The organism is Paenibacillus sp. EB106-04-04-XG159 (assembly GCF_058791835.1).
Genome location: NZ_JBYTDY010000011.1, coordinates 94,056 through 114,457 on the forward strand (window position 1 = coordinate 94,056; position 20,402 = coordinate 114,457).

The 20,402-nt window shown below is 46.0% G+C and carries 26 protein-coding genes; all 26 read right to left on the reverse strand.

The window, feature by feature from the left end; genetic code table 11:
* Positions 1–9: 9 nt before the first annotated feature.
* The 26 genes from aroH to plsY all read right to left on the reverse strand — a co-directional run bounded on the left by aroH (position 10) and on the right by plsY (position 20,398).
* On the reverse strand, positions 10–378 hold the full coding sequence (gene aroH / locus AC3WTP_RS14825) for a chorismate mutase (RefSeq protein WP_492395499.1): 369 nt from the start codon (positions 376–378) through the stop codon (positions 10–12).
* Between the two features lie 8 nt (positions 379–386).
* Entirely contained in the window at positions 387–1,502 is a 1,116-nt protein-coding gene (gene aroB, locus AC3WTP_RS14830) for a 3-dehydroquinate synthase (RefSeq protein WP_492395400.1), read from the reverse strand.
* 9 nt (positions 1,503–1,511) lie between these two features.
* Positions 1,512–2,681, reverse strand: a complete 1,170-nt coding sequence (gene aroC / locus AC3WTP_RS14835; protein WP_492395401.1) for a chorismate synthase — start codon at positions 2,679–2,681, stop codon at positions 1,512–1,514.
* Positions 2,682–2,877: 196 nt separating this feature from the next.
* Positions 2,878–3,189, reverse strand: a complete 312-nt coding sequence (locus tag AC3WTP_RS14840; protein WP_492395402.1) for a hypothetical protein — start codon at positions 3,187–3,189, stop codon at positions 2,878–2,880.
* Between the two features lie 105 nt (positions 3,190–3,294).
* Positions 3,295–4,119: a CheR family methyltransferase gene (locus tag AC3WTP_RS14845; RefSeq protein ID WP_492395500.1), complete on the reverse strand. Its 825-nt coding sequence runs from the start codon at positions 4,117–4,119 to the stop codon at positions 3,295–3,297.
* Between the two features lie 211 nt (positions 4,120–4,330).
* On the reverse strand, positions 4,331–4,774 hold the full coding sequence (gene ndk, locus AC3WTP_RS14850) for a nucleoside-diphosphate kinase (RefSeq protein WP_492395403.1): 444 nt from the start codon (positions 4,772–4,774) through the stop codon (positions 4,331–4,333).
* Between the two features lie 93 nt (positions 4,775–4,867).
* The gene (gene hepT, locus AC3WTP_RS14855) at positions 4,868–5,842 is read right to left on the reverse strand and encodes a heptaprenyl diphosphate synthase component II (protein WP_492395404.1); all 975 of its coding nucleotides are present in this window, start codon (positions 5,840–5,842) and stop codon (positions 4,868–4,870) included.
* Positions 5,843–5,850: 8 nt separating this feature from the next.
* Positions 5,851–6,732, reverse strand: a complete 882-nt coding sequence (locus tag AC3WTP_RS14860) for a menaquinone biosynthetic enzyme MqnA/MqnD family protein (RefSeq protein ID WP_492395405.1) — start codon at positions 6,730–6,732, stop codon at positions 5,851–5,853.
* The gene (locus AC3WTP_RS14865; protein WP_492395406.1) at positions 6,701–7,333 is read right to left on the reverse strand and encodes a UbiX family flavin prenyltransferase; all 633 of its coding nucleotides are present in this window, start codon (positions 7,331–7,333) and stop codon (positions 6,701–6,703) included. Before AC3WTP_RS14865 ends, AC3WTP_RS14860 begins: the two co-directional genes overlap by 32 nt.
* Positions 7,333–8,199: a UbiA-like polyprenyltransferase gene (locus AC3WTP_RS14870; protein ID WP_492395407.1), complete on the reverse strand. Its 867-nt coding sequence runs from the start codon at positions 8,197–8,199 to the stop codon at positions 7,333–7,335. Before AC3WTP_RS14870 ends, AC3WTP_RS14865 begins: the two co-directional genes overlap by 1 nt.
* A 7-nt stretch (positions 8,200–8,206) precedes the next feature.
* Complete coding sequence (locus tag AC3WTP_RS14875; RefSeq protein ID WP_492395501.1) at positions 8,207–8,926, reverse strand: demethylmenaquinone methyltransferase; 720 nt, start codon at positions 8,924–8,926, stop codon at positions 8,207–8,209.
* 52 nt (positions 8,927–8,978) lie between these two features.
* Positions 8,979–9,848 (reverse strand): heptaprenyl diphosphate synthase component 1, encoded by an 870-nt coding sequence (locus AC3WTP_RS14880; protein ID WP_492395408.1) that lies wholly within the window; start codon positions 9,846–9,848, stop codon positions 8,979–8,981.
* Positions 9,849–9,898: 50 nt separating this feature from the next.
* Complete coding sequence (locus tag AC3WTP_RS14885) at positions 9,899–10,498, reverse strand: hypothetical protein (RefSeq protein WP_492395409.1); 600 nt, start codon at positions 10,496–10,498, stop codon at positions 9,899–9,901.
* Between the two features lie 107 nt (positions 10,499–10,605).
* Positions 10,606–10,833: a trp RNA-binding attenuation protein MtrB gene (gene mtrB / locus AC3WTP_RS14890; RefSeq protein ID WP_492395410.1), complete on the reverse strand. Its 228-nt coding sequence runs from the start codon at positions 10,831–10,833 to the stop codon at positions 10,606–10,608.
* A gap of 247 nt (positions 10,834–11,080) precedes the next feature.
* A complete protein-coding gene (locus AC3WTP_RS14895; protein WP_458570536.1) occupies positions 11,081–11,353 on the reverse strand; it encodes an HU family DNA-binding protein in 273 nt (90 codons plus the stop codon).
* A gap of 260 nt (positions 11,354–11,613) precedes the next feature.
* Positions 11,614–11,892, reverse strand: a complete 279-nt coding sequence (locus tag AC3WTP_RS14900; protein ID WP_492395411.1) for a hypothetical protein — start codon at positions 11,890–11,892, stop codon at positions 11,614–11,616.
* A 179-nt stretch (positions 11,893–12,071) separates the two neighbouring features.
* Positions 12,072–13,550 carry a stage IV sporulation protein A gene (spoIVA, locus tag AC3WTP_RS14905; protein WP_492395412.1) on the reverse strand — a complete coding sequence of 493 codons (1,479 nt, stop codon included), beginning with the start codon at positions 13,548–13,550 and terminating at the stop codon, positions 12,072–12,074.
* A 389-nt stretch (positions 13,551–13,939) separates the two neighbouring features.
* Entirely contained in the window at positions 13,940–15,676 is a 1,737-nt protein-coding gene (locus AC3WTP_RS14910) for a methyl-accepting chemotaxis protein (protein ID WP_492395413.1), read from the reverse strand.
* Positions 15,677–15,986: 310 nt separating this feature from the next.
* The gene (locus tag AC3WTP_RS14915) at positions 15,987–16,736 is read right to left on the reverse strand and encodes a YphF family lipoprotein (RefSeq protein ID WP_492395414.1); all 750 of its coding nucleotides are present in this window, start codon (positions 16,734–16,736) and stop codon (positions 15,987–15,989) included.
* Complete coding sequence (locus AC3WTP_RS14920; RefSeq protein WP_492395415.1) at positions 16,730–17,077, reverse strand: 2Fe-2S iron-sulfur cluster-binding protein; 348 nt, start codon at positions 17,075–17,077, stop codon at positions 16,730–16,732. Before AC3WTP_RS14920 ends, AC3WTP_RS14915 begins: the two co-directional genes overlap by 7 nt.
* A gap of 51 nt (positions 17,078–17,128) precedes the next feature.
* Positions 17,129–17,737: a hypothetical protein gene (locus AC3WTP_RS14925; RefSeq protein WP_492395416.1), complete on the reverse strand. Its 609-nt coding sequence runs from the start codon at positions 17,735–17,737 to the stop codon at positions 17,129–17,131.
* Positions 17,738–17,791: 54 nt separating this feature from the next.
* Complete coding sequence (locus AC3WTP_RS14930; RefSeq protein WP_492395417.1) at positions 17,792–18,091, reverse strand: 2Fe-2S iron-sulfur cluster-binding protein; 300 nt, start codon at positions 18,089–18,091, stop codon at positions 17,792–17,794.
* 12 nt (positions 18,092–18,103) lie between these two features.
* Positions 18,104–18,283 (reverse strand): DUF2768 family protein, encoded by a 180-nt coding sequence (locus AC3WTP_RS14935; protein WP_492395418.1) that lies wholly within the window; start codon positions 18,281–18,283, stop codon positions 18,104–18,106.
* 136 nt (positions 18,284–18,419) lie between these two features.
* The gene (locus AC3WTP_RS14940) at positions 18,420–18,698 is read right to left on the reverse strand and encodes a stage VI sporulation protein F (RefSeq protein ID WP_492395419.1); all 279 of its coding nucleotides are present in this window, start codon (positions 18,696–18,698) and stop codon (positions 18,420–18,422) included.
* A 64-nt stretch (positions 18,699–18,762) separates the two neighbouring features.
* A complete protein-coding gene (locus AC3WTP_RS14945; RefSeq protein ID WP_492395420.1) occupies positions 18,763–19,794 on the reverse strand; it encodes an NAD(P)H-dependent glycerol-3-phosphate dehydrogenase in 1,032 nt (343 codons plus the stop codon).
* Entirely contained in the window at positions 19,784–20,398 is a 615-nt protein-coding gene (gene plsY / locus AC3WTP_RS14950; protein ID WP_492395421.1) for a glycerol-3-phosphate 1-O-acyltransferase PlsY, read from the reverse strand. Before plsY ends, AC3WTP_RS14945 begins: the two co-directional genes overlap by 11 nt.
* Positions 20,399–20,402 lie beyond the last annotated feature (4 nt).

Consider the following 20,402-nt stretch of genomic DNA (forward strand, 5'->3'; position numbering starts at 1 on the left):
TCCTTAGCCTTACTTGTCCAGTAGATCCGGACGCAGCTGCGCTGCTTCATTCAAGTACACATGGCGCATATCCGCTTGCCCTTTCTCGGTATTCACATTCAGCATAATGCGAATACACTGCGGCAGACTGCCCTTAACCGGAATCTCGACGGCACACATGATCGGCACAAGCTCCCAGCCGGGCAGTGTTCTTACTGCTCGAGCAGGAAACGTTGCATCCAGATCCGTCGTCATCGTGATCCATATGTTGGAGATGCTCTCAGCTTCAATCTCATTCCATTCAACGATCTTATTTAACAATTCGTTCGTAGCGCTCAATATCTCATCCGCATCATTGGCTTGAACGGTAGTTGCTCCACGAATCCCTCTAAGAAACATCGTCATCCTTATTCCCCTTTCAAGCTGTTCACAATGTCGCGCACCAAGGAAACAGGGACGTCCCGTCGAATCTCAACACGACCTATTGCAGTTGGTACAACAAACACCATCGAACCTTCACTGAATTTCTTATCATGCATCATGGCGTTCATGATCGCATCCGTATCATAATGACTCGGAATTTCGGTTGGTAGACCAAACGCCTCCATCAATTGAAGTGTTCGCTCCTCAAGCCCAGCATCCTCACCCAGCGCTGCCGCCAAGCGCGCTGCTCCAACTATCCCAATCGAGATCGCTTCACCGTGAAGAAGTTCTCCGTAATTTCCCACTGCCTCCAGCGCATGCCCGATTGTATGCCCCAAGTTCAGAATCGCCCTTAAGTCATTCTCACGTTCATCGCGAGATACGACCTGAGCCTTGACGCTGCAGCCCGTATATAACCCATACTGCAGCTTCTCTTCATTCAGCTTTACGAGCTCGTCTGCATGGTCACCGCACCAATCCGCGAACGTCTCGTCCCAGATCAACCCATGCTTGACCATCTCAGCAAGTCCAGCTCGAACTTCACGCTCAGGCAGGGTCAACAGTGTGGATGTATCGTATATGACCATATCAGGCTGATGAAATGCGCCGATAATATTTTTCGCAAGCGGATGGTTAACAGCTACTTTACCACCGACACTGCTGTCATGCGCGAGAATCGTAGTAGGCATCTGAACGAAGCGAACCCCGCGCATATAGGATGCCGCAACAAACCCTGCAAGGTCCCCTACAACTCCTCCGCCTAACGCAACTACTGTCGATTTGCGGTCTAAGCCTGCTTCCAGCGCTGTAGTCACACACGCTTCCAGATGGGATAGCGTCTTCGACGTCTCCCCAGCAGGTACGGTATGTACCGCCACATGATAGCCAGCACTCTCGAGCGATTGTGTTACGATTGGCAAGTGCAAGGCTGCAACATTCTCATCTGTTACAACGAGAATTGGACTCTTAGTCGTGACGTTCATGTCTACAAACAGTTGACCCGTCTTCGTCAACAAACCGGATCCGATATAGATTGGATAAGAACGCTCGCCCAGATCAACTGTCAGCTCCGCCGCATTCCAACGTGAATTCATATTCATCGTCATCACCTAGTATTGAGCGACTTGAGCCATGTAATGATCATAGTTGGCTCTAATCTCTTCCATCGAGTCTCCACCGAACTTCTCAAGAAAGGCTTTGGCAATCTCCCAAGCCACGACGTGCTCCATAACGACACTTGCTGCAGGTACTGCGCAAGCGTCAGAGCGCTCAACCTGTGCGGTGAATGGCTCTTTCGTATCGATATCTACGCTGCGAAGCGGCTTGTACAGAGTCGGAATCGGCTTCATCACGCCTCTTACGACGACTGGCATTCCATTTGTCATCCCGCCTTCAAATCCGCCAAGTCGGTTGGAAGCGCGGGTAAAGCCGTGCTCCTCATCATACAAGATCTCGTCGTGAACCTGTGATCCGCGAATTATGCCTGCCTCAAAGCCAATACCAATCTCAACACCCTTAAAAGCGTTGATCGACATCACGGCCTGAGCGATGCGGCCATCAAGCTTGCGATCATATTGAACATAACTGCCAAGTCCGACAGGCAAGCCCTCCACGATGCACTCCACGATCCCTCCGATGGAGTCTCCGTCAGCTTTGATCTGATCGATGTACGCTTCCATCTTCTTCTCCGTTTCTTTATCAACGACACGAACGGAGGAGGCTTCTGTCTGCTCGATCAGCTCATCGATGGACAGTTGATGAGGCGGTGCTTCAATTTCTCCAATTCGAATTACCTGCCCCGCCACCTTAATACCAAATGCCGCAAGCAATTGACGCGCTACAGCGCCGACAGCTACACGAACCGTCGTCTCGCGCGCACTTGAACGTTCAAGTACGTTGCGGAGATCTTTTAAGTTGTATTTCAAACCGCCATTTAAATCTGCATGACCAGGACGCGGCCGATGAATACGGCGTTTATCTTCGTCTGAACCCTCGATTGGTTCAACGTTCATAATCTGTGTCCAATGCTTCCAATCGTTATTTTCTACGACTATAGCAATAGGAGCACCCGTAGTGCGTCCATGACGAACTCCGCCTACTATTGATGCTGTATCCTTTTCGATTTGCATGCGACGTCCACGGCCGTAGCCCTTCTGGCGTCGATGTAATTGGAAGTTGAGTTCCTCAAAATCAACTGTCATGTTGCTTGGCATACCTTCAATGATAGTGGTCAATTGCGGTCCATGGGTCTCTCCCGCTGTTAAATAACGTAGACTCACACTTAGCTCCCCCTTTTGCTGTAATGCTGTAAACGACTAAAATCCCAAGACTCTTTTGCTCATTATAGTATAGGAGTATCCGTTTGACAAGAAAGCAAAAACACGTCCTATCGCGCTCAAATGAGTGAGAAGAACGTGTAATAATTGCATTTCATACATAATCACGAACGTAAGTAACTCGCTGCTAATGTATAAGTTAATGCCAGTACCACCAATCCGTTGGCTTGTGATACGGAGTACTTGAGGTTCCATCAGCTTGACCGTGAATCGAGTTGTGCCATAACGAGTCGAGAGGGCCAGCATTGCCTGAATCTCGCTTGTCAATTTGATCAAGTGACTCTGCCTGCTTATTACCAAGTGGAGCATGATCATGATCTGCTCTATATTGCAACTTCTCTTCCTCTAGCCATTGTTCAAGCGGATGCAGCTCTAAACCTAATATTTGCGCGCATTCTTGCAACGACAGCTCACCACGGTAATAGGCAGCAATCACCATCCTCTTATCCATCTTGCTTCCTCCGTACCTTCTCTAGATTGATGCCTAACGGCCATCGATGCTTTAAGAATAGTATCGGACAAGGAGTACTTCGTTATACGCACACTATGGATTGAGCTATGTAAGTTTACGATAGAAGAAGGTTTCAACTGTCTCAAACCCATATTGGCCTGGGTTAAATATCTGTTCCGTACTGCCTACGAACAAGACTCCACCAGGTCGCAGGGACTGAGCAAATTTGTGATATAACATATGCTTGGCTTCTTCCGTGAAATAGATCATGACATTGCGGCAAATGATCAAGTCGAATCCAGAATCGAACGAATCGCTTAACAGATTCTGCTTCTGAAATGAAATACCCGACTTAAGCCGATCATGAATGCGAAATATCTCTTTTTCCTGTGTGAAAAACCGCGACTGAAACGAAGATGGGACATCTTTTAACGCACGAGGAATATATATTCCTTCTTTAGCTCGCGCAAGCGCATTATCGTCCAAGTCGCTCGCCAACAGCTTGGATCCTGTAAATACATTCAAATCATCAAGTATCATCGCAAGAGTGTAGGGCTCTTCCCCAGTCGAACAAGCGGCGCTCCAGCAGCGCAGTCGAGATGTATGACTCATCAGCTCAGGCAGCACTTTCGTGCGCAATACTTCCCAGCGACCCGGATTGCGCCAGAACTCAGAGACGTTAATTGTCATTCTGTCTAAGAACTCGTAAAATAAGTGCTTATCTTCCTCCATCGCTCGATAAAATGAGGTGAACGATTCAAAGCTGTTTTTCGTTCTTAGCGTATTAAGGCGTCTGCGCATTTGCGCTTCTTTATACTGAGCCAGATCGATCCCGCTTTTACGTTTGATCTTGTCTATGAATTGAATATAATCACGAGTTTCCTCTTCTGTATAATTGATTGCCTGGGAATTCAGATCTCCCATATCCATTATAGCGGCGATCGGTTCCTGGCCTTGGCGCGGTAGTATCGTGTTCCTAATCGTAGTTCTGCTGTCCATGTCCTACTCACCTCATCGCATATATCCGTAGTATAGTTCTATCATATAGAAAAACACGGTCGAATGATAGCATTCGCCGTGTTCATTTCATACCTCTAATCATATAGCTCTTATATGATTCAAGGATTCATGGCTTTGACTCCTAGAGCCAAGGTTCGATTGTACGATTGAAAGAAACAATCTCTTGATCTCCAAACACGTTAGAGATCTCACGAGCAGCGCTTTCAGGAGAATCGGAACCGTGAACGAGATTGAAGTTCGTATGCAGAGCATAATCGCCGCGAATAGTGCCAGGTTGAGCATCCGCTACCTTAGTCTTGCCGATGACCATGCGGGACAGAGCAATGACTTCATCGCCTTCCCATACCATCGCGAATACAGGCCCGGAAGTAATAAAGTCAACCAATTCACCGAAGAAAGGCTTCTCTTTATGCTCGTCATAATGAAACTCTGCTTGATTACGAGACAGAACTACAAACTTGCCTGCTACCAATTTGAGACCTTTGCGCTCGAAACGGCTTACAATTTCCCCAATAAGTCCGCGTTGGACACCGTCCGGTTTAACCATGATGAATGTACGTTCCATACGTTCACTCCTTGAACATATATAAGATTAATAACATACATATTGTACCAAATTTTTCATGGTAATACATCGTTTTGTCGTAAAATATTTATTTTAATGCGAGCGTTTCACGATGAAATGGGCAATGTCCTGCAAACTTTTACGCGCGCGAATATTCGGAAGATGCGTAAGCGCATCAATTGACTTCTCCAGATAGCGGTTAGCTAGCTGCTCAGCCTCCTGTATTCCTCGGCTATTGCGTATGATGTGCAAGGCTTCCGACACATCTGTTTCACCATTATGAGCGCGAATATGCGCGATATGCTGAAGCAGCGGTTCACGTATGGTCGGGTCCTGCAGAGCATACAGTACAGGCAGCGTGATGTTGCCCTGCTTGATGTCATTGCCAGGGGGTTTGCCGAGTTGTGCTTCTGTACCCGTCAGATCGAGCACATCATCTCGAATCTGGAACGTCATTCCTACGTTATAGCCATAGCGGTATAACCAATTGCTCGTCTTAGGATCAGCTCCCGCCGCTAGCGCGCCTAATTGGCAGCTCACTGCGATAAGCAGAGCCGTCTTGCGACGAATTCGCAGCAAATATTGCCTCACACTTTGCTCCGTATTAAAGAAATCCCGAATCTGCTCCATCTCGCCAATACACATTTCCACCATTGCTTTGGAAAGTATCCGATGGATCTGCGGATTCTCGAGCTCCGTAACCAAAGTAAGCGCTTTTCCGTATATGTAGTCCCCGGTGTACATAGCAACCAGATTATCCCACTTCGACTTTACAGTAAGGTTGCCTCGCCGCGTATCCGCATCGTCGATAACGTCGTCATGAACCAGCGAAGCCATATGTATGAGCTCCAGCGGTACGGCAATACGCTTCAGTTGGTCCAAATCATATGTCCCAAACTTGCCAGCCATCAGTACAAATACGGGTCGGATTCGTTTGCCTCCGGATTTCAATAGATGTAAGGACGTCTCATTTAACAGCTCGTGATCGGATACAATCGTACGCTCCAATTCACGTTCGATAAAAGAAACGTCCTGTTTCATTGATGCATAAATGTCCCACAGTTTCATGCTTTCACCTAACCAACAGTATTTTCCGACCAAATGTCTAACCGAACTTCATGATCGATTAAACCTAATTCATAAGCATATTCAAAGTAAAGCTGCAGTCCTTGCTGCTGCTCAGGTCCGAAATCATAATTCAAGTTATTGAAATAATGTCGCCAATAATCAGCAGTTCCGCCTAACTGTTGCACGGCATCCTGCACGAGCGGTTCCGGGTTCGCATTGCTGAGCATCTTGCTTGTCCGAAATGCATCCACAATTAGTGAAATATCCTGCGAATGCTTCAAGATCGATTCCTTACGCACTGCCCAAACGGCAAATGTCATCCATCGACCAGTCCAATCATACCACATCTCACCGAGATCATACACATCGTACTTCGGATTCTGTTCGTTCGCCCAGTAGGCGCGAATCGCATGATCCCCTATTAATAAAGCCCCATCAGCAACTGCCATCATCGCCTCAAGGTCAGGTTCCATCGGTAAGTATGTCGGCGATTTCTGATATTGCTTGGCTGCGATAATCTTGAGTAGATTAACGGTTGTCGCAGAAGTTGTGGTCAGCGCAATGCTGCCATCCATCACTTCATCCAGAGGTTTCTTCACAAACAGCATGAGAGAGTTTACCCTGCCAAGTGCGCTTACAGATAAATCAGGAAACAGAACATAATCAGCGCTTGATACTCCGTATGCGAAGGCTGAGATTGGTCCCATGTCTATCTTACCTTCTCGCATTGCTTGATTGAGCGTAGATGGTACCGCTGGGATCATCTGTATCTTCGCTTTCGTTCCCTCTGGTTCAAAATGATAAAAAATCGGCCATACATTCGCATAATCGATTCGGCCAATTCGGATACAACCATCATTATTCGTTGCTTGGTATGTTCGCTGGTTCATTTGAACTCCCCCATCTTGTATATAGCTGATGTTCAATGTTCAAGCTGTCCAACACCTTACCCACTAGGAAGTCAACGATATCATCCAATGTTTTAGGTTGATGATAAAATGCCGGCATAGCAGGAATAAGGCGAACACCCAGACGAGCCAGCTTCAGCATATTCTCCAGATGTATTGCATGAAGAGGTGTCTCGCGCGGCACGATGACGAGAGGTCTGCCCTCTTTTATCATGACATCAGCAGCACGCGCCATTAGATTATCTGATGTACCGTGTGCTATCGCGGACAGTGTCCCCATCGAACAAGGCATAATGATCATCCCGCGCACTCGATAAGATCCGCTGGCAATGCTCGCCCCGATATCTTGAATCGGATGGTACTGAATGCGAGCAGACTCTTCACCAAATGCCTGATTGATCGCTTCTTGACGCTTCGTTACATTCCATCCCAACTCTTCCTTCAACACACGCCATCCCGCATCCGTAATAACGAGATGAACGAAATGCCCCGCTTGAAGCATAGATTGAACGAGGCGAACTCCGTATATTGCGCCGCTCGCCCCTGTAATACCGACTACCCATCGTTCTGATTGTTCAGACATTACATCACCACCAGATCAATTAACGTGAAAGCGAAGACGACAACGCTTAACACACCATTCATCGTGAAGAATGAGGTGTTGAGACGAGTCAGATCGTTAGGCTTAATAATAAGATGCTCGTACACGAGCAAGCCTAGTGCAATCACGGTTCCGATCAGATACCACCAACTCAGATTGGTTATGAAAATGAGAAGGACGAATCCCAATGCGGTGACGACATGGAAGCCGCGAGCAATCTTTAATGATCGCTCAATTCCAAACCGTACGGGTATTGACTTAAGCCCTTCTTTCTTATCAAACTCATAATCTTGACAAGCATACACGATATCAAATCCGGTTGTCCAGAAAGCTACTGTTAAGAAGAAAATGATCGCGTCCCAGCCGACTTCATTCGTTACCGCTACCCACCCGCCTAAAGGTGCCAGAGCGATCGTCAAACCCAGTATTACATGACACAGCCATGTAAATCGTTTCGTAAAGGAGTAGAATACGAGCATAAAAACAGCAATCGGCAATAATATGAAGGATAATGGCTCTAACATTGCTGCTGCCCATATTAATAACCCAAACGATACTGCGGTAAACACAAGTACCTCGCCTATCTTCAACAATCCTGCAGGGATGGCACGATTTGCTGTGCGCGGATTCTTAGCATCAATCGCAGCATCAATCATCCGATTGAGCGCCATAGCTGCGCTCCGTGCGCCAACCATCGCCAGCAGAATCCAGCCGATCTGTGACCAAGATGGAAGCTCACCATGAATGGTCATAGATCCGAGCAGCGCCCCCATAAACGCGAATGGAAGTGCAAATAACGTATGTTCGAACTTGATCATTTCAAGAATAATCTTCGTCTTTCTCAGCATCTATCTACTACCCCTTTGTCCCGATATGCAATGCAGAGATACCGCCAGTGAGCGGATACGCTTCTACTTGTTCGAGGCCAGCATCGCAGAACATCTGAGCTAATACTTTATGATCCGGGAATACCGCTTGCGACTCTGGGAGCCATTTGTACTGATCGTATCGCTTAGCAATAAGCTTGCCGAGCATAGGCAGCAGCTTGCGGAAATAAAAGAAATATATAGCTTTAAAAGGCTGCCAAGTCGGTTGGGACAATTCCAAGCATACGACTTTGCCTCCCGGCTTAACAACTCGTCTCATTTCGCGAATAACCTGCATGTAGTCTGGAACATTGCGCAGACCGAAACCTATAGTAATGTAGTCGAAGGAATTATCCTCAAACGGCAATTCCATCGCATTGCCCTGCACTAATTGTATCTGGGATGACAAGCCTGCCTTGTCTACTTTCTGCTGGCCGTGAGCTAGCATGTTGGGACTGAAGTCCAATCCAACGATGCGGCCATTACCGCTTGCTTCTGCTAATTGAATGGTCCAATCGCATGTACCGCAGCATAGATCAAGCGCAGTCTGACCAGGACGTACATTCATCTTACGCATCGTAAATGCCCGCCAAGCCTTGTGACGGCGAAAGCTCATGATGTCGTTCATCTTATCGTACTTCGGCGCAATACTTTCAAATACAGAATGCACATATTCTTCTTTTGACTTGCCAGTCTTCGTTGAATTCATATTCACTGCTTGTCCCCCTCCTCTTTCACCACTAGTTCTGCCTATCGACTGATTATCCCTGCAACGGAGCGCCCGTGAACGATCGAATCCGTGAGTCTGGTTGTGCGCTGTGGAACACAAGTCCTAAGTCTGCAACTATATCCTGGCTAAGCAAACCAAGTTGTTCCTCTAGAACCAATCGTGCACTATGTATCATATCTGATAATTCCTGAACGATATGATATCTAGAGATAAGCTGTTTCCAGTGTGATTGGTCATATCGCTTCTTCATTAGCAGTTGGCGTTCATCTTGTGTTCCATGCTGGGCAATATGCCAATAAGACCAGCTTCCTTCAAACGATTGAAAGTGATTTACACGCTCATACTCCTGTTCTAATACCTCAACATACGAGATTTGCTGCAGAAGCTCCTCCCACTGAGATGCATCCTGAGGCAGCATGCGATCGTCAAAGGAATGAAACAAGCATTGCCGCAGATTCGCACGATCTTGCAGATACGACTCCGCACTGAGCTTCCATTGCTTGGTCTTTATCAGAAGCGTCATCTTCAGTCGATTCACTTCACATACGCCGCGGCTCAGAGCTCGAATAGCGTCCACTTGACCCGCTTGAGCGAGTAAATGATAAAAACGGCTGCTAAAAAAATCACCGGCAAGAACCTTAAGCTGTCTGGAACGCAAGTTGCGGTCGTCACCTTGACTGCCTGCCAATTCCACCGTATCGTGTGTATCAAGCGCTAACTGAACAAGTGAAGTCACGATAGAGATAAGCTCACTGTGCTCATGATTTGCGCGATTGTGGTTTAAAAAAGCGTACATCAAAGCTACCCGTGAATGAGCCAAAGCGGGCAACTCAGTGTGCGCTTGTATCATGTCATGATCAATATATCGTTGAACCATTTGCGGGATTTGAGTACCCTTCATGTGAATGCCTCCGAGTATTGTCATCCGTCTGGATGTCGTAATCTAAATTATTATATCATATGTTGCATGTAATCGGATAACAATTTTGGGTTGCCTTGAGAACGTGCGTGACGAGTAAAGATCTGATTCCAGAGCGGAGTATACGTGATTCTCAGCGCGGCTTGTGTACTCTTGGAGAGGGACTCTGCTCCATCTTTAAGCTCCTGAAGCATTTCTTGATTTACAACAGCTCGGTTGGCGTCCAGTGCGAGCAACACATATTTCTTCTTAACGATCTCGTCTTCGATCACGATGCGAAGCTGCAGTCTCTCTATATTATCAGTCTCTCTGAAGCAGAATTGCAACCATCGGAATACCTCTTGGTATAAGAGTGATTGATTATGTACGGATGAAGCTACCTTAATATCGACCGATAGCTTGCCACTGTCTGACCATATTACTCTGCGCAGACCTAAATCTCTAGGAACCGTAGCTAATTGATCTACGAGCTGTGACTGGCTAAGATGAATCAATTGTTGATCGCGGTTAAAGACCGTAACATCAGATGGTTCGCCGCGACTCTGTTCCACATAGCCTGCTAGAGCTCCTAATACTGACAGCATGACAACCGTTATTATAATTGACCCAAGCGTGAATCTGAGCTTCTGCAATGCATTCACCTCTTTCACAACGATGCCTTGCTTATGACATCAGTTTCGACGCCTGCAAGGATGTCCATACCTCATTGTACAATGAAAAAAAGCAGGCTATGCCTGCATCATTGATCTGAATCCGTATGAATCTTCCCGTGCTTGGTCATTACTTCAGCTTTACCGCGTATCTTGATCGCCGAAGTATGATCTGTAAATTGAGCGATCAGCACTTCGTTCTTATCAAGCTTCTCCATATGGTGGAAGCGAGTATCTTGACCGCGCGTTAATCCGATAACCTGCACGCCCTGCTCTTTCGCCTTAACAACAATATAATCGTTCTGATTCTGTTCCATAGTAAAGCCTCCTTCGTGTCCTTAACACAAGTCTTCATCTGTAATGATGACGTGTTGGGCACTTAATGTCAATCATGTCCCGCTTAGGAACTAGCATATATGTATATCGACCGATTCTTGCTTACTATAAAGCAATGAAGCCGTGACAGGTTCGTCACGGCTTGAACATTCAGATAATATGTAAGATCAGTTGAGCGCTCTTTGTCTATTATCGTATCCCTCAAACCATGAGCAAAAGGACATAGAACTATTTGATACCTTCCTTAAGCGCTTTACCAGGCTTGAACGCAGGAATCTTGCTTGCGGCAATTTCGATTTCCTCACCTGTTTGCGGGTTGCGGCCCTTGCGAGCAGAACGTTCGCGCACTTCAAAGTTTCCAAAGCCAACGAGTTGAACTTTGTCACCATTCTGCAGCGCGTTCGATATCGCATCGAATACAGCGTCCACTACCTTCGTTACATCCTTCTTAGACATTTCTGTAGATTCAGAAACTTCCGTTATCAGTTCAGATTTATTCATGTCTATTCACCTCCTAATATAAAGTAAGTATACTACATGGTTTGCACGTAATTAATGGAAATTATACCTGTTATCTTGAGTTCCACGCGGTCATAACCCCTATAGGACAAGGACAATTGCGATTTGGAACAAATTTATAGTAATATACTGAAATTGCAATTGCAAGTGTATTCGTTGCCGTTTCTCATTCTCTGCATAAAGCAGAGGAACTGCCTCTGCTTTACATGTCTTAATAAGTCATTTCATGCTATTAAGGTTATTTAAGATGAAGAACCGAGTTCTGACGACTGCAGTGCTGCATCCAGCAGCATATCAAACAATTCATCATCATTCTCTAACCGCTCATCCAGCTTCAAGAATTCCTCTTCATCGCCAGATTGCTCAGTAAAATGCAAGCTGTAGTCCCAGTCACGTCCATTTTTACTAAAGAACGATATCTCATAACGATTGTTGTAGTCCTCCAGTTTAAAGACGACATTACCCGAATATTGACTGTCTGTATGCTGTGCGAGTGAAGCCCGCTCAATGTGCAAACTCATTGCCTATCCCTCTCTTTATTGAATTAAACTATTGCAGTAACTGCATATCTCTCATCATACCCTAAATTGCGTAATTGTACATTACATTTAGATTAACTTGTACATCGCAAAAAACCCAGCCGTTCGTAGATCATGTCAACATGATCTGCGAGCAGATGGGTTTGCATCAAGCTATACGATTAGAGAATGATGGCGATTAGCCCGCCAGAGCCTTCGTTAATGATGCGTCCTAATGTTTCCTGCAGCTTATAGCGTGCATTGTCAGGCATCATTGCAATCTTGCCCTGTATACCTTCACGCACGATGGAATGCAGCGAACGTCCGAATATGTCTGACTCCCATATCTTTGTTGGGTCGTTCTCGAAATCCTGCATCAAGTAGCGCATTAATTCTTCACTCTGCTTCTCCGTCCCGATAATCGGAGCAAACTCCGACTCAACATCGACTCGAATCATATGGATAGAAGGCGCGGTTGCCTTCAATCGCAGACCGAAGCGTGAACCTTGACGAATCAATTCCGGTTCATCAAGCGCCATCTCCGTTAAAGTTGGCGCTGCTATACCGTATCCGGTCGTCTTCACCATTTCAAGCGCTTCCGCGAAACGATCATACTCCCGCTTGGCATGTGAGAATTCCTGCATCAGCTGAAGAAGATGATCTTTGCCGCGTATTTCGACGCCGACTACTTCCATAAGTATCTGATCATAGAGCTCATCAGGCGCATACAGATCGATCTCTGCTACTCCCTGCCCCATGTTCATTCCACTTAATCCGGCTCTCGCGATGAACTCATACTCCATAAATTGTTGGACTACACGGTCCACATCACGAAGTCGGCGAATGTCCTTAACGGTATCACGCACGGAGTTCTCGAAGGAGGAACGGAGCCAATGCTGATCATTCAGCACCATAACCCAGCTCGGGAGATTCACATTAACTTCATGTACCGGGAATTCGTACAGCACTTCGCGCAGCACGTTCATCACATCGTCCTCAGTCATTGCCGCAGCGCTTAATGCCATAACAGGGATATCATATTTCTGCTCAAGCTCGTTGCGCAGTGCTTGTGTTTCTTCGCTCTTCGGACGAGTAGAGTTGATAATGAGCACGAAAGGCTTGCCGACTTCCTTCAATTCATTTATAACTCGTTCTTCCGAATCCACATAAGATGAACGCGGGATTTCAGCTATCGTCCCATCTGTAGTGACAACAACCCCCAGCGTAGAATGCTCCTGAATTACTTTGCGCGTACCAATCTCCGCTGCTTCCTGGAACGGGATAGGCTCTTCAAACCATGGTGTATTGATCATTCGCGGACCATTGTCATCCTCGTAGCCCTTGGCTCCTTCAACTGCATAGCCAACGCAATCTACAAGTCTTACACTAACTTCCAAGCCTTCACCTACGTGAATCTGAACGGCATTGTTAGGCACGAACTTCGGTTCCGTTGTCATGATCGTTTTGCCTGCCGCACTTTGCGGAAGCTCATCTACTGCTCGAATGCGGTCAGATTCATTCGTAATATTCGGGAGAACGACCGTTTCCATGAACCTCTTAATGAATGTCGACTTCCCCGTACGAACAGCACCAACGACTCCGAGGTAAATATCCCCACCGGTACGCTCGGCAATGTCCTTAAAAATGTCCACTTTCTCCAAATGATATCCCCTCCTAAATAATTTCCGACGGACATGAAGACAACATCCGCCTCACGTCCCTCAGAAACGATTGGCTCCTCTGCTAGATTTGAACTGTTGCCGTTGTCGCCAGTGTCGCCGCCGAGCTGGAACGTCGTACATATGTATTGCGACGCAACTCGTACATGCTAGGACTAGTAATATCATATTGAGAGAGCGGACCAAATATGACGACAGGACAAACTTTTTTTACAACTTTGCTAGTTGCAGCAGTATAGAACCGCAACGCTCCATAACTAGCACATATCCAATGCCTTCCTGCAAAGGTATATGATCATAGTTCCTGCATTATACATCTTGAACACAAAAAAACTGACGTGCACAAAGCACGCCAGTTGTTGTGAATTTATTTATTTTAGTTTAAACACGCTGATTTCGTGCTGCAGCTGCTTCATCTTCTCGCGCAGTTCAGAAGAAGAATGAATCAAGCTGTCTATCGTGTTCAGCTGCACATTAGCTTGATTAGCAGCTTCCTCAGCGTTAACTGCGCTGTTGCCAACAAGTACAGCCAGGTTATCGACGGATGCCGCAACTTCTTCACTGCCTGCTGACATCTGCTGCGCTACTGCGGACACTTCCTGAATCTGTTCATTTACAGCAAGGACATGCTGCCATAGTTCCTGGAAGCTTTCACTGGAAGCATGAACGACCTTCGCTCCATGCTCTACAGACGCAGTACTCTTCTCCATAGAGTTAGACAATTGGTTTGTAACTTGCAGGAATGATTGCAGCGTTTCAGCGATTTGTTCTGTCGAAGCTTGTGTCTGTTCAGCAAGCTTGCGGACTTCAGTTGCTACAACACCGAAGCCTTTTCCATGCTCTCCTGCTCTTGCCGCTTCAATAGAAGCATTCAGCGCGAGCAGATTCGTCTGAGCTGCAATATTGGCAATCAGACCAACAATCTGCTCCATCTCAGATGTTTTGGCAGATAAGGTACGAGTAAGGTTAGTAGATTCTTCTACTGTATTATTGATGATGTCCATCTGCTCTTTCGTCTCACGAGTCTTGTCTAAGCCTAACTGTGCGGCTTCTGCCGCTTCTTCACTGATAGCAGACACTTGATAGGTTGATTCTGCGATACGTTGAATTCCGATGGCAATCTCATTCATCGCTACTTTACTCTCATCCGTACTCTGAGTAGCTGTAGTTGCTCCATCAGTCACATTCTTCATGAAGTCGGATATTTGCTGTGAAGAATTAGACGTTTCGTCCGCAATAACGGCTAAATGCGCTGATGATGTTGTTACATCATCAGCCGTATTTTTCACATTCGATACGAGATCGGATATATGACTGATCATCGTATTGACTCCTGCGGATAAGCGGCCAATCTCATCTTTGTTGTTGACAGGAACAGATACCGTAAGATCGCCTTCTGCAGCAAGATTAGCAGCTTTAGCAAGTCTCTTCAACGGGAGCATCATTGCATAAATAAACCAAATAATCAGTCCAACGAAAATTACACTTATCGCAATACCGATAATCACATTTTCCCTTAACATTGCTTCAAGTCCATTCGAGATTAGACCGCTGTTCAGATCAAGTACAAATATAGCGACTGTCTCATTCCCCGACTTAATTGGAGAATAGATAGTCATCCATTGGCCGGAATCAGTCTCATAAACTCCGCTGAATCCTAAACCTTCAGCTTTATATTGTTGATACGCTGCTTCGGATCTTTCCATAGGCTCACCAATCTTGTGGCCACTCTTCAACATGACATCATTGGCGGCAAGTAACACATTAGACTTCTTGCCGTCTTTTTCAACCTCATGCGTGGAGAGTATGTAAGCATTTCCGATAATTCCATGATTGCTCATATTGCTTAATACTTTCGTAAACCGTAGAACATTCTGATCCTTCAGGTAAGCTTCAACGCCACCTTCTTTTAATTCGCTATCCAATTCCTTGATATTGTCTGCCTCTAGATTAATCTCGCGCTGCAAAATTTCAAACGCTGTAATTAGTCTAGTTTCTTCATGTAGTTTACCTTCCTTATAAGTCCGATAGGTGTAAATCGTGTTCATCGCCAAAGTCAATATGGCGACAACAACTGTAAGTTTAACTATTATACTCATGTTTTTCATAGAGTACTGTAACCCCTCCTACTATTACTTTCATTTTTAGATAGTCATTATCGAATATTTTTATATCGACATTTTCTGCGAAAATATTTATATTTTCGTCCATTTTCATCGCTATTTCCATCCATTTTCACGCCATATATCGACAATTTTCACAGTTCAGACACAGTTTTTCCAAGCATCCCTCTTTCTTAGATCATATTTGGTTATAAAATGGTTCTGAGGAATATTAAAGGTAGTACCAGTCACCTCGAGAGCAAAAAAAATAGGGCTTGCCCCATTACTATGGGACAGCCCCTACTTAAGTCTAACGTTATGTAGTCTGCGGCCATGGAGCATTATCTCTCCAGATATAAGGCACAGATTTAATAGGCGAATATAAACCTACCTCGACTAGAATCTCGCGAAGATCTGTCAGTTCCTTGGCCACTGCTGGATCAGCAGTACGTTCCATAGCCTGCATCAGATCTCGTGCATAATCCACATATACGTTACCTTTCTCATCCATCATAAACTGCAGCGGTTCACCGCTGTAAGGACTCTTCACCGTTACGTCACGCGCTCCGATATCAGATAAAGGAATAGTATAAAATCCAGGATACAGTTCATCGCCACGCGGAGCTTGCTCCTTCTTCGACTTCGCAAGGTCCATAAGCCGCTGCAAATCATTGACACGCTGCGCGGTTACAAGATCCATCACCCTTACAGTCGGATTCGTTTCTTCATTCAAGATGAGATATTGATCTGTACCGCCGTTCTCAAATGCATTCTGAGGTATGCTGCTCAACAGCCCAGCCTTCTCCAATTCCTTTAAGTTAACTTTAAACTTTTCATACGCAGGCGTTTCCATATCCGCGTTAATAAGCGGGAGCAAGCCGTCGCGCTTCTGGTACTCATCTACAGCATTCTGAACAAGCATAATCCCGTCTTTAACCGCTGCTTGATTATCCTTCCGAAGCTCCTTCGGATATAAACAGCCTTGGAGCAGCGCGCTTATCATTAGGATAATCGTAATCAATGCTAATCCATGGATATTGCTTCGATTAAACCTAATATTCACCACAAACGGTCATCCTCCTGTTGCTGTAATTGTTTTCGCACTGCGGCTTTAAGTGGATCTTCTGGAATCGTAACAATCAAGTCACATGGTCCAGATGGTTTGATCTTCGCCTGACAGGCTAAACGCAAGCCGTTGCTGGACGTAATGCCTAATTTGCGTCTTTCCGCATCTGAAGGCGGCAGAATGCCTTCACCGTGCACATCAACCTTGCACATCAAACAGCCTGCTTTACCTAAGCAGCGGGTTCTTATCGGAATACGGGATTGCTGCGCCAGATCCAACAACGATCTTCCAGCCTTAGCTTCAACTACTTGTTCATCTGGAAGAAACCGAACAAGCCTCATAAGTGATCCAGCTCCTTATCATACGCATAGCGAAGGCACGTTCCACACGACTTACTCATTCTCTAGCCTCTTCATTAGATCCGGCAGCAACGCTTGAAGCTTATTGATTAGTGCTTTTGTTGGAGCGCATTGCTCAAGTATGGCCTTCATCGCGTCTACATGCTGCTCTGTACGCACTCTCATAGCCCCCGCAATCGCTTTAACCCGATCCTCTCGTTCGCGCAATAAGTTGAATACAAGATCGTGTGATAAAGGCATTAACGGAATTCTTACGCCATCCATATCAACATACGTACGATGATGCCACAATACAGAGGTAACGCTCGTTTCATAACGGCACCAATCCGTATCAACGATAAATTGTCCGACAAGCTCGACAGAAGAATCATAGCATCTATAATGACTCAATAAGGAGCGATAGATCTTGCTCTCGTTCCATTCCTGTTCATCGATCGCAGCATCTCGCCAATAGGAATGCAGCGTGACAGCTTCGTGCGTGTCAGCATAGATATCAACGTCGTTCGGCGACTTCGCTAACTGTACACCTTGCAAGAGAAGGCTGCAGCTGCCGCCAAGCAGCCACTTTTCATTCGTATCATTGTGTTCGCTCAGCCACTGAAGCGCGCGGACTATGGAGTTAGGTATCTCAGTACAATTCATCGTGTAGGACTCCAATCCTGTCATAAATAATCAAAGCATTACAATGCTAAACTATCAGAAATAAGGTTTGTTTGTTGCCCGAATGTCGCCATCTGCTTCAATAACCGCTTGGCAAGCAAGACGATATCCTTGCTCGAATTCATCTTCCTCTAAGCGATTCCACTCTGCATCCGTGACTTCACCCAAATACTGTGCGCCTTCTTCCACGATACAGCGGCATCGTGCACATGTCCCCTTCGTGCATCTATGATTCCAGTCCACATCTTGATCAATCGCAGCGCGAAGCAATGTAACTCCAGTTGGAGTCTCCAGCTCTACTTCTTTGGTCAATCCTCTTAATACTGTTTTTCCCATGCTGTCACTCCTCTATATGATTGATATTAAGCCATACAACATACCTGCAAGCAGTAATATAAACGCTACAAAAGTTAATACGCCTCTAATCCAACCCTTTGTCTTATACCTAGCAAAGGCTACGATTAAAGCTGAAAGCGCCATTAAGCCAATTCCGATTAAAGAAACCCACATCTTCGTTAAAGAATCCATTGCCAAGTCTCCCATCCCCCAATGTCTACCTTATTATACCATCCGACTTATGGAAACAAAAGACGACAATGTCCGCTTACAAGCGGGCTTTGCCGTCTTTATACTTTCAGTATGAATGAGCCTGAGACCGTGCAATCTACTTCTTCAAGATAAATTTCATTAATGTTTCCATCGAATTGGCGTTTACACCGCTCTTTCTAACCGCAGTCACGATATCATTCACTGTTGATTCCGTTACCGGAACATTAGCCATCGTCGCAACTTGTTTGATGAGCTGACGAAGCTGTGCTTCATTCTCAAGCGTCGACGGCTTCACCGATTCGCCCAATTTTTTAATTTGTTTTTCGGTTATCGGCTTCTTAATTTTTTTATTGATAGCACTTAACGCATCCTTGGGGATATTGTTGTTCGACATTTCGTCCCTCCTTGTGTCTATACTCCGTATAGTGTATGAGCATACGGGCATAGAGGTGAGACTACTAGGTCCATTCCGTCTGGATAACATCCTCATTCTCATGTTTGCGGACACGGCCCATCAACTGCTCAACAGCAATCCTTGGGTTAAGACCTTCAAATAGTACACGATACAAAACATCTGTTATCGGCATTTGGACGTGATGTTTCTGTGCTAAGAAATGAGTTGCCTTTGTCGTTCGTATCCCTTCGACGACCATCCCCATGCTTGCCAGCACATCATCTATCTGCTTGCCTTGTCCGATCATCGAACCTGCTCGCCAGTTGCGGCTGTGCTTGCTCGTTGAAGTAACAACTAAGTCCCCAACTCCAGCCAAGCCGGCAAAGGTCAGTACATTGGCGCCGAGATCAACTCCGAGTCGAGCAATTTCGGTTAATCCTCTCGTGATGAGCGCGGCCTTGGCATTATCTCCGAAGCCTAAGCCGTCTGACATTCCCGCTCCTAGAGCGATTATGTTTTTTAAAGCACCTGCAAGCTCTACACCGAGTACATCTGTATTCACATACACACGAAAATACGAGTCGTTCATGAACAGATCTTGTGCTTGCTCAGCTGTTGTGACTGATGTTGATGCAATAACAACTGTCGTTGGACATTTGCGCACGACCTCTTCCGCATGGCTCGGTCCGGACAAGACAGCGATTCGATCCATTCCACAGGACAGCTCCGATTCCAGCACTTCCGACATTCGGGCTAGTGTCTCCGTCTCAAAGCCTTTAGTTGCATGTACGATGAACATATCATCTGTCAAATAAGGCTTCATCTGTGAAGCCACCTGCCGCATCGCTGCCGAAGGAGCGACAACAATGCAAGCCTGCGCGCCATCCATGACCTCTTGAATGGATGTAGCCGCTTGTATGTTCGGATGCAGCTCGATATCCGGCAAGTACTTGGCATTTGTATGCCTTGTATTGATCTCCTCTGCTTGTTGTTCTGATCGAGTCCAAACCATCACTTGATGGCCGTTATCCGCCAGAACCTGACAAAGCGCGGTTCCCCAACTACCGGCTACAAATACAGCTACTTTACCGGACACGAGATACTCCCCCTTTATTCGATCCAAGCTTATTCTCCGTCCCTTGTATAAGCTTGATAATATTCGTACGATGTCGATAGAACGCAAATAAGCATAGAAGCAAACTGCCGATAAAGATGCTCATGTCCATTCTAAACAGCAGGATGAATACTGGTGTTAATCCAGTGAACATTAGCGAGCCTAGTGAAACATACCGTTTCCATACGATAAAAAGAATCGCGATGATTCCTGCAATCAGAGCCGGGTAGAACGCCAAAAGAGCTAGTACTCCTATTGTCGTCGCAATCCCTTTACCTCCACGAAATCGAAAGAAAATCGGCCAATTATGCCCTATAATGGCAGCGATTCCGCAAGCGACCGCAACCCATGATTCGTCAGACACTAAATATCCAATCAATACAGCCGTAATACCCTTAAGCACATCTAACGCCAGCACTCCAATGGCCGGGCCCTTACCAAGAACACGCAGCGTATTCGTCGCACCTGCGTTGCCGCTGCCATGATTACGGATATCGATGCCTTTTACCCACTTGGCAATCAGCACGCTAAAGCTAATTGATCCAAGCAGGTAACAGCCGACGATTGCAATGAAGGATAACGTCATTGTC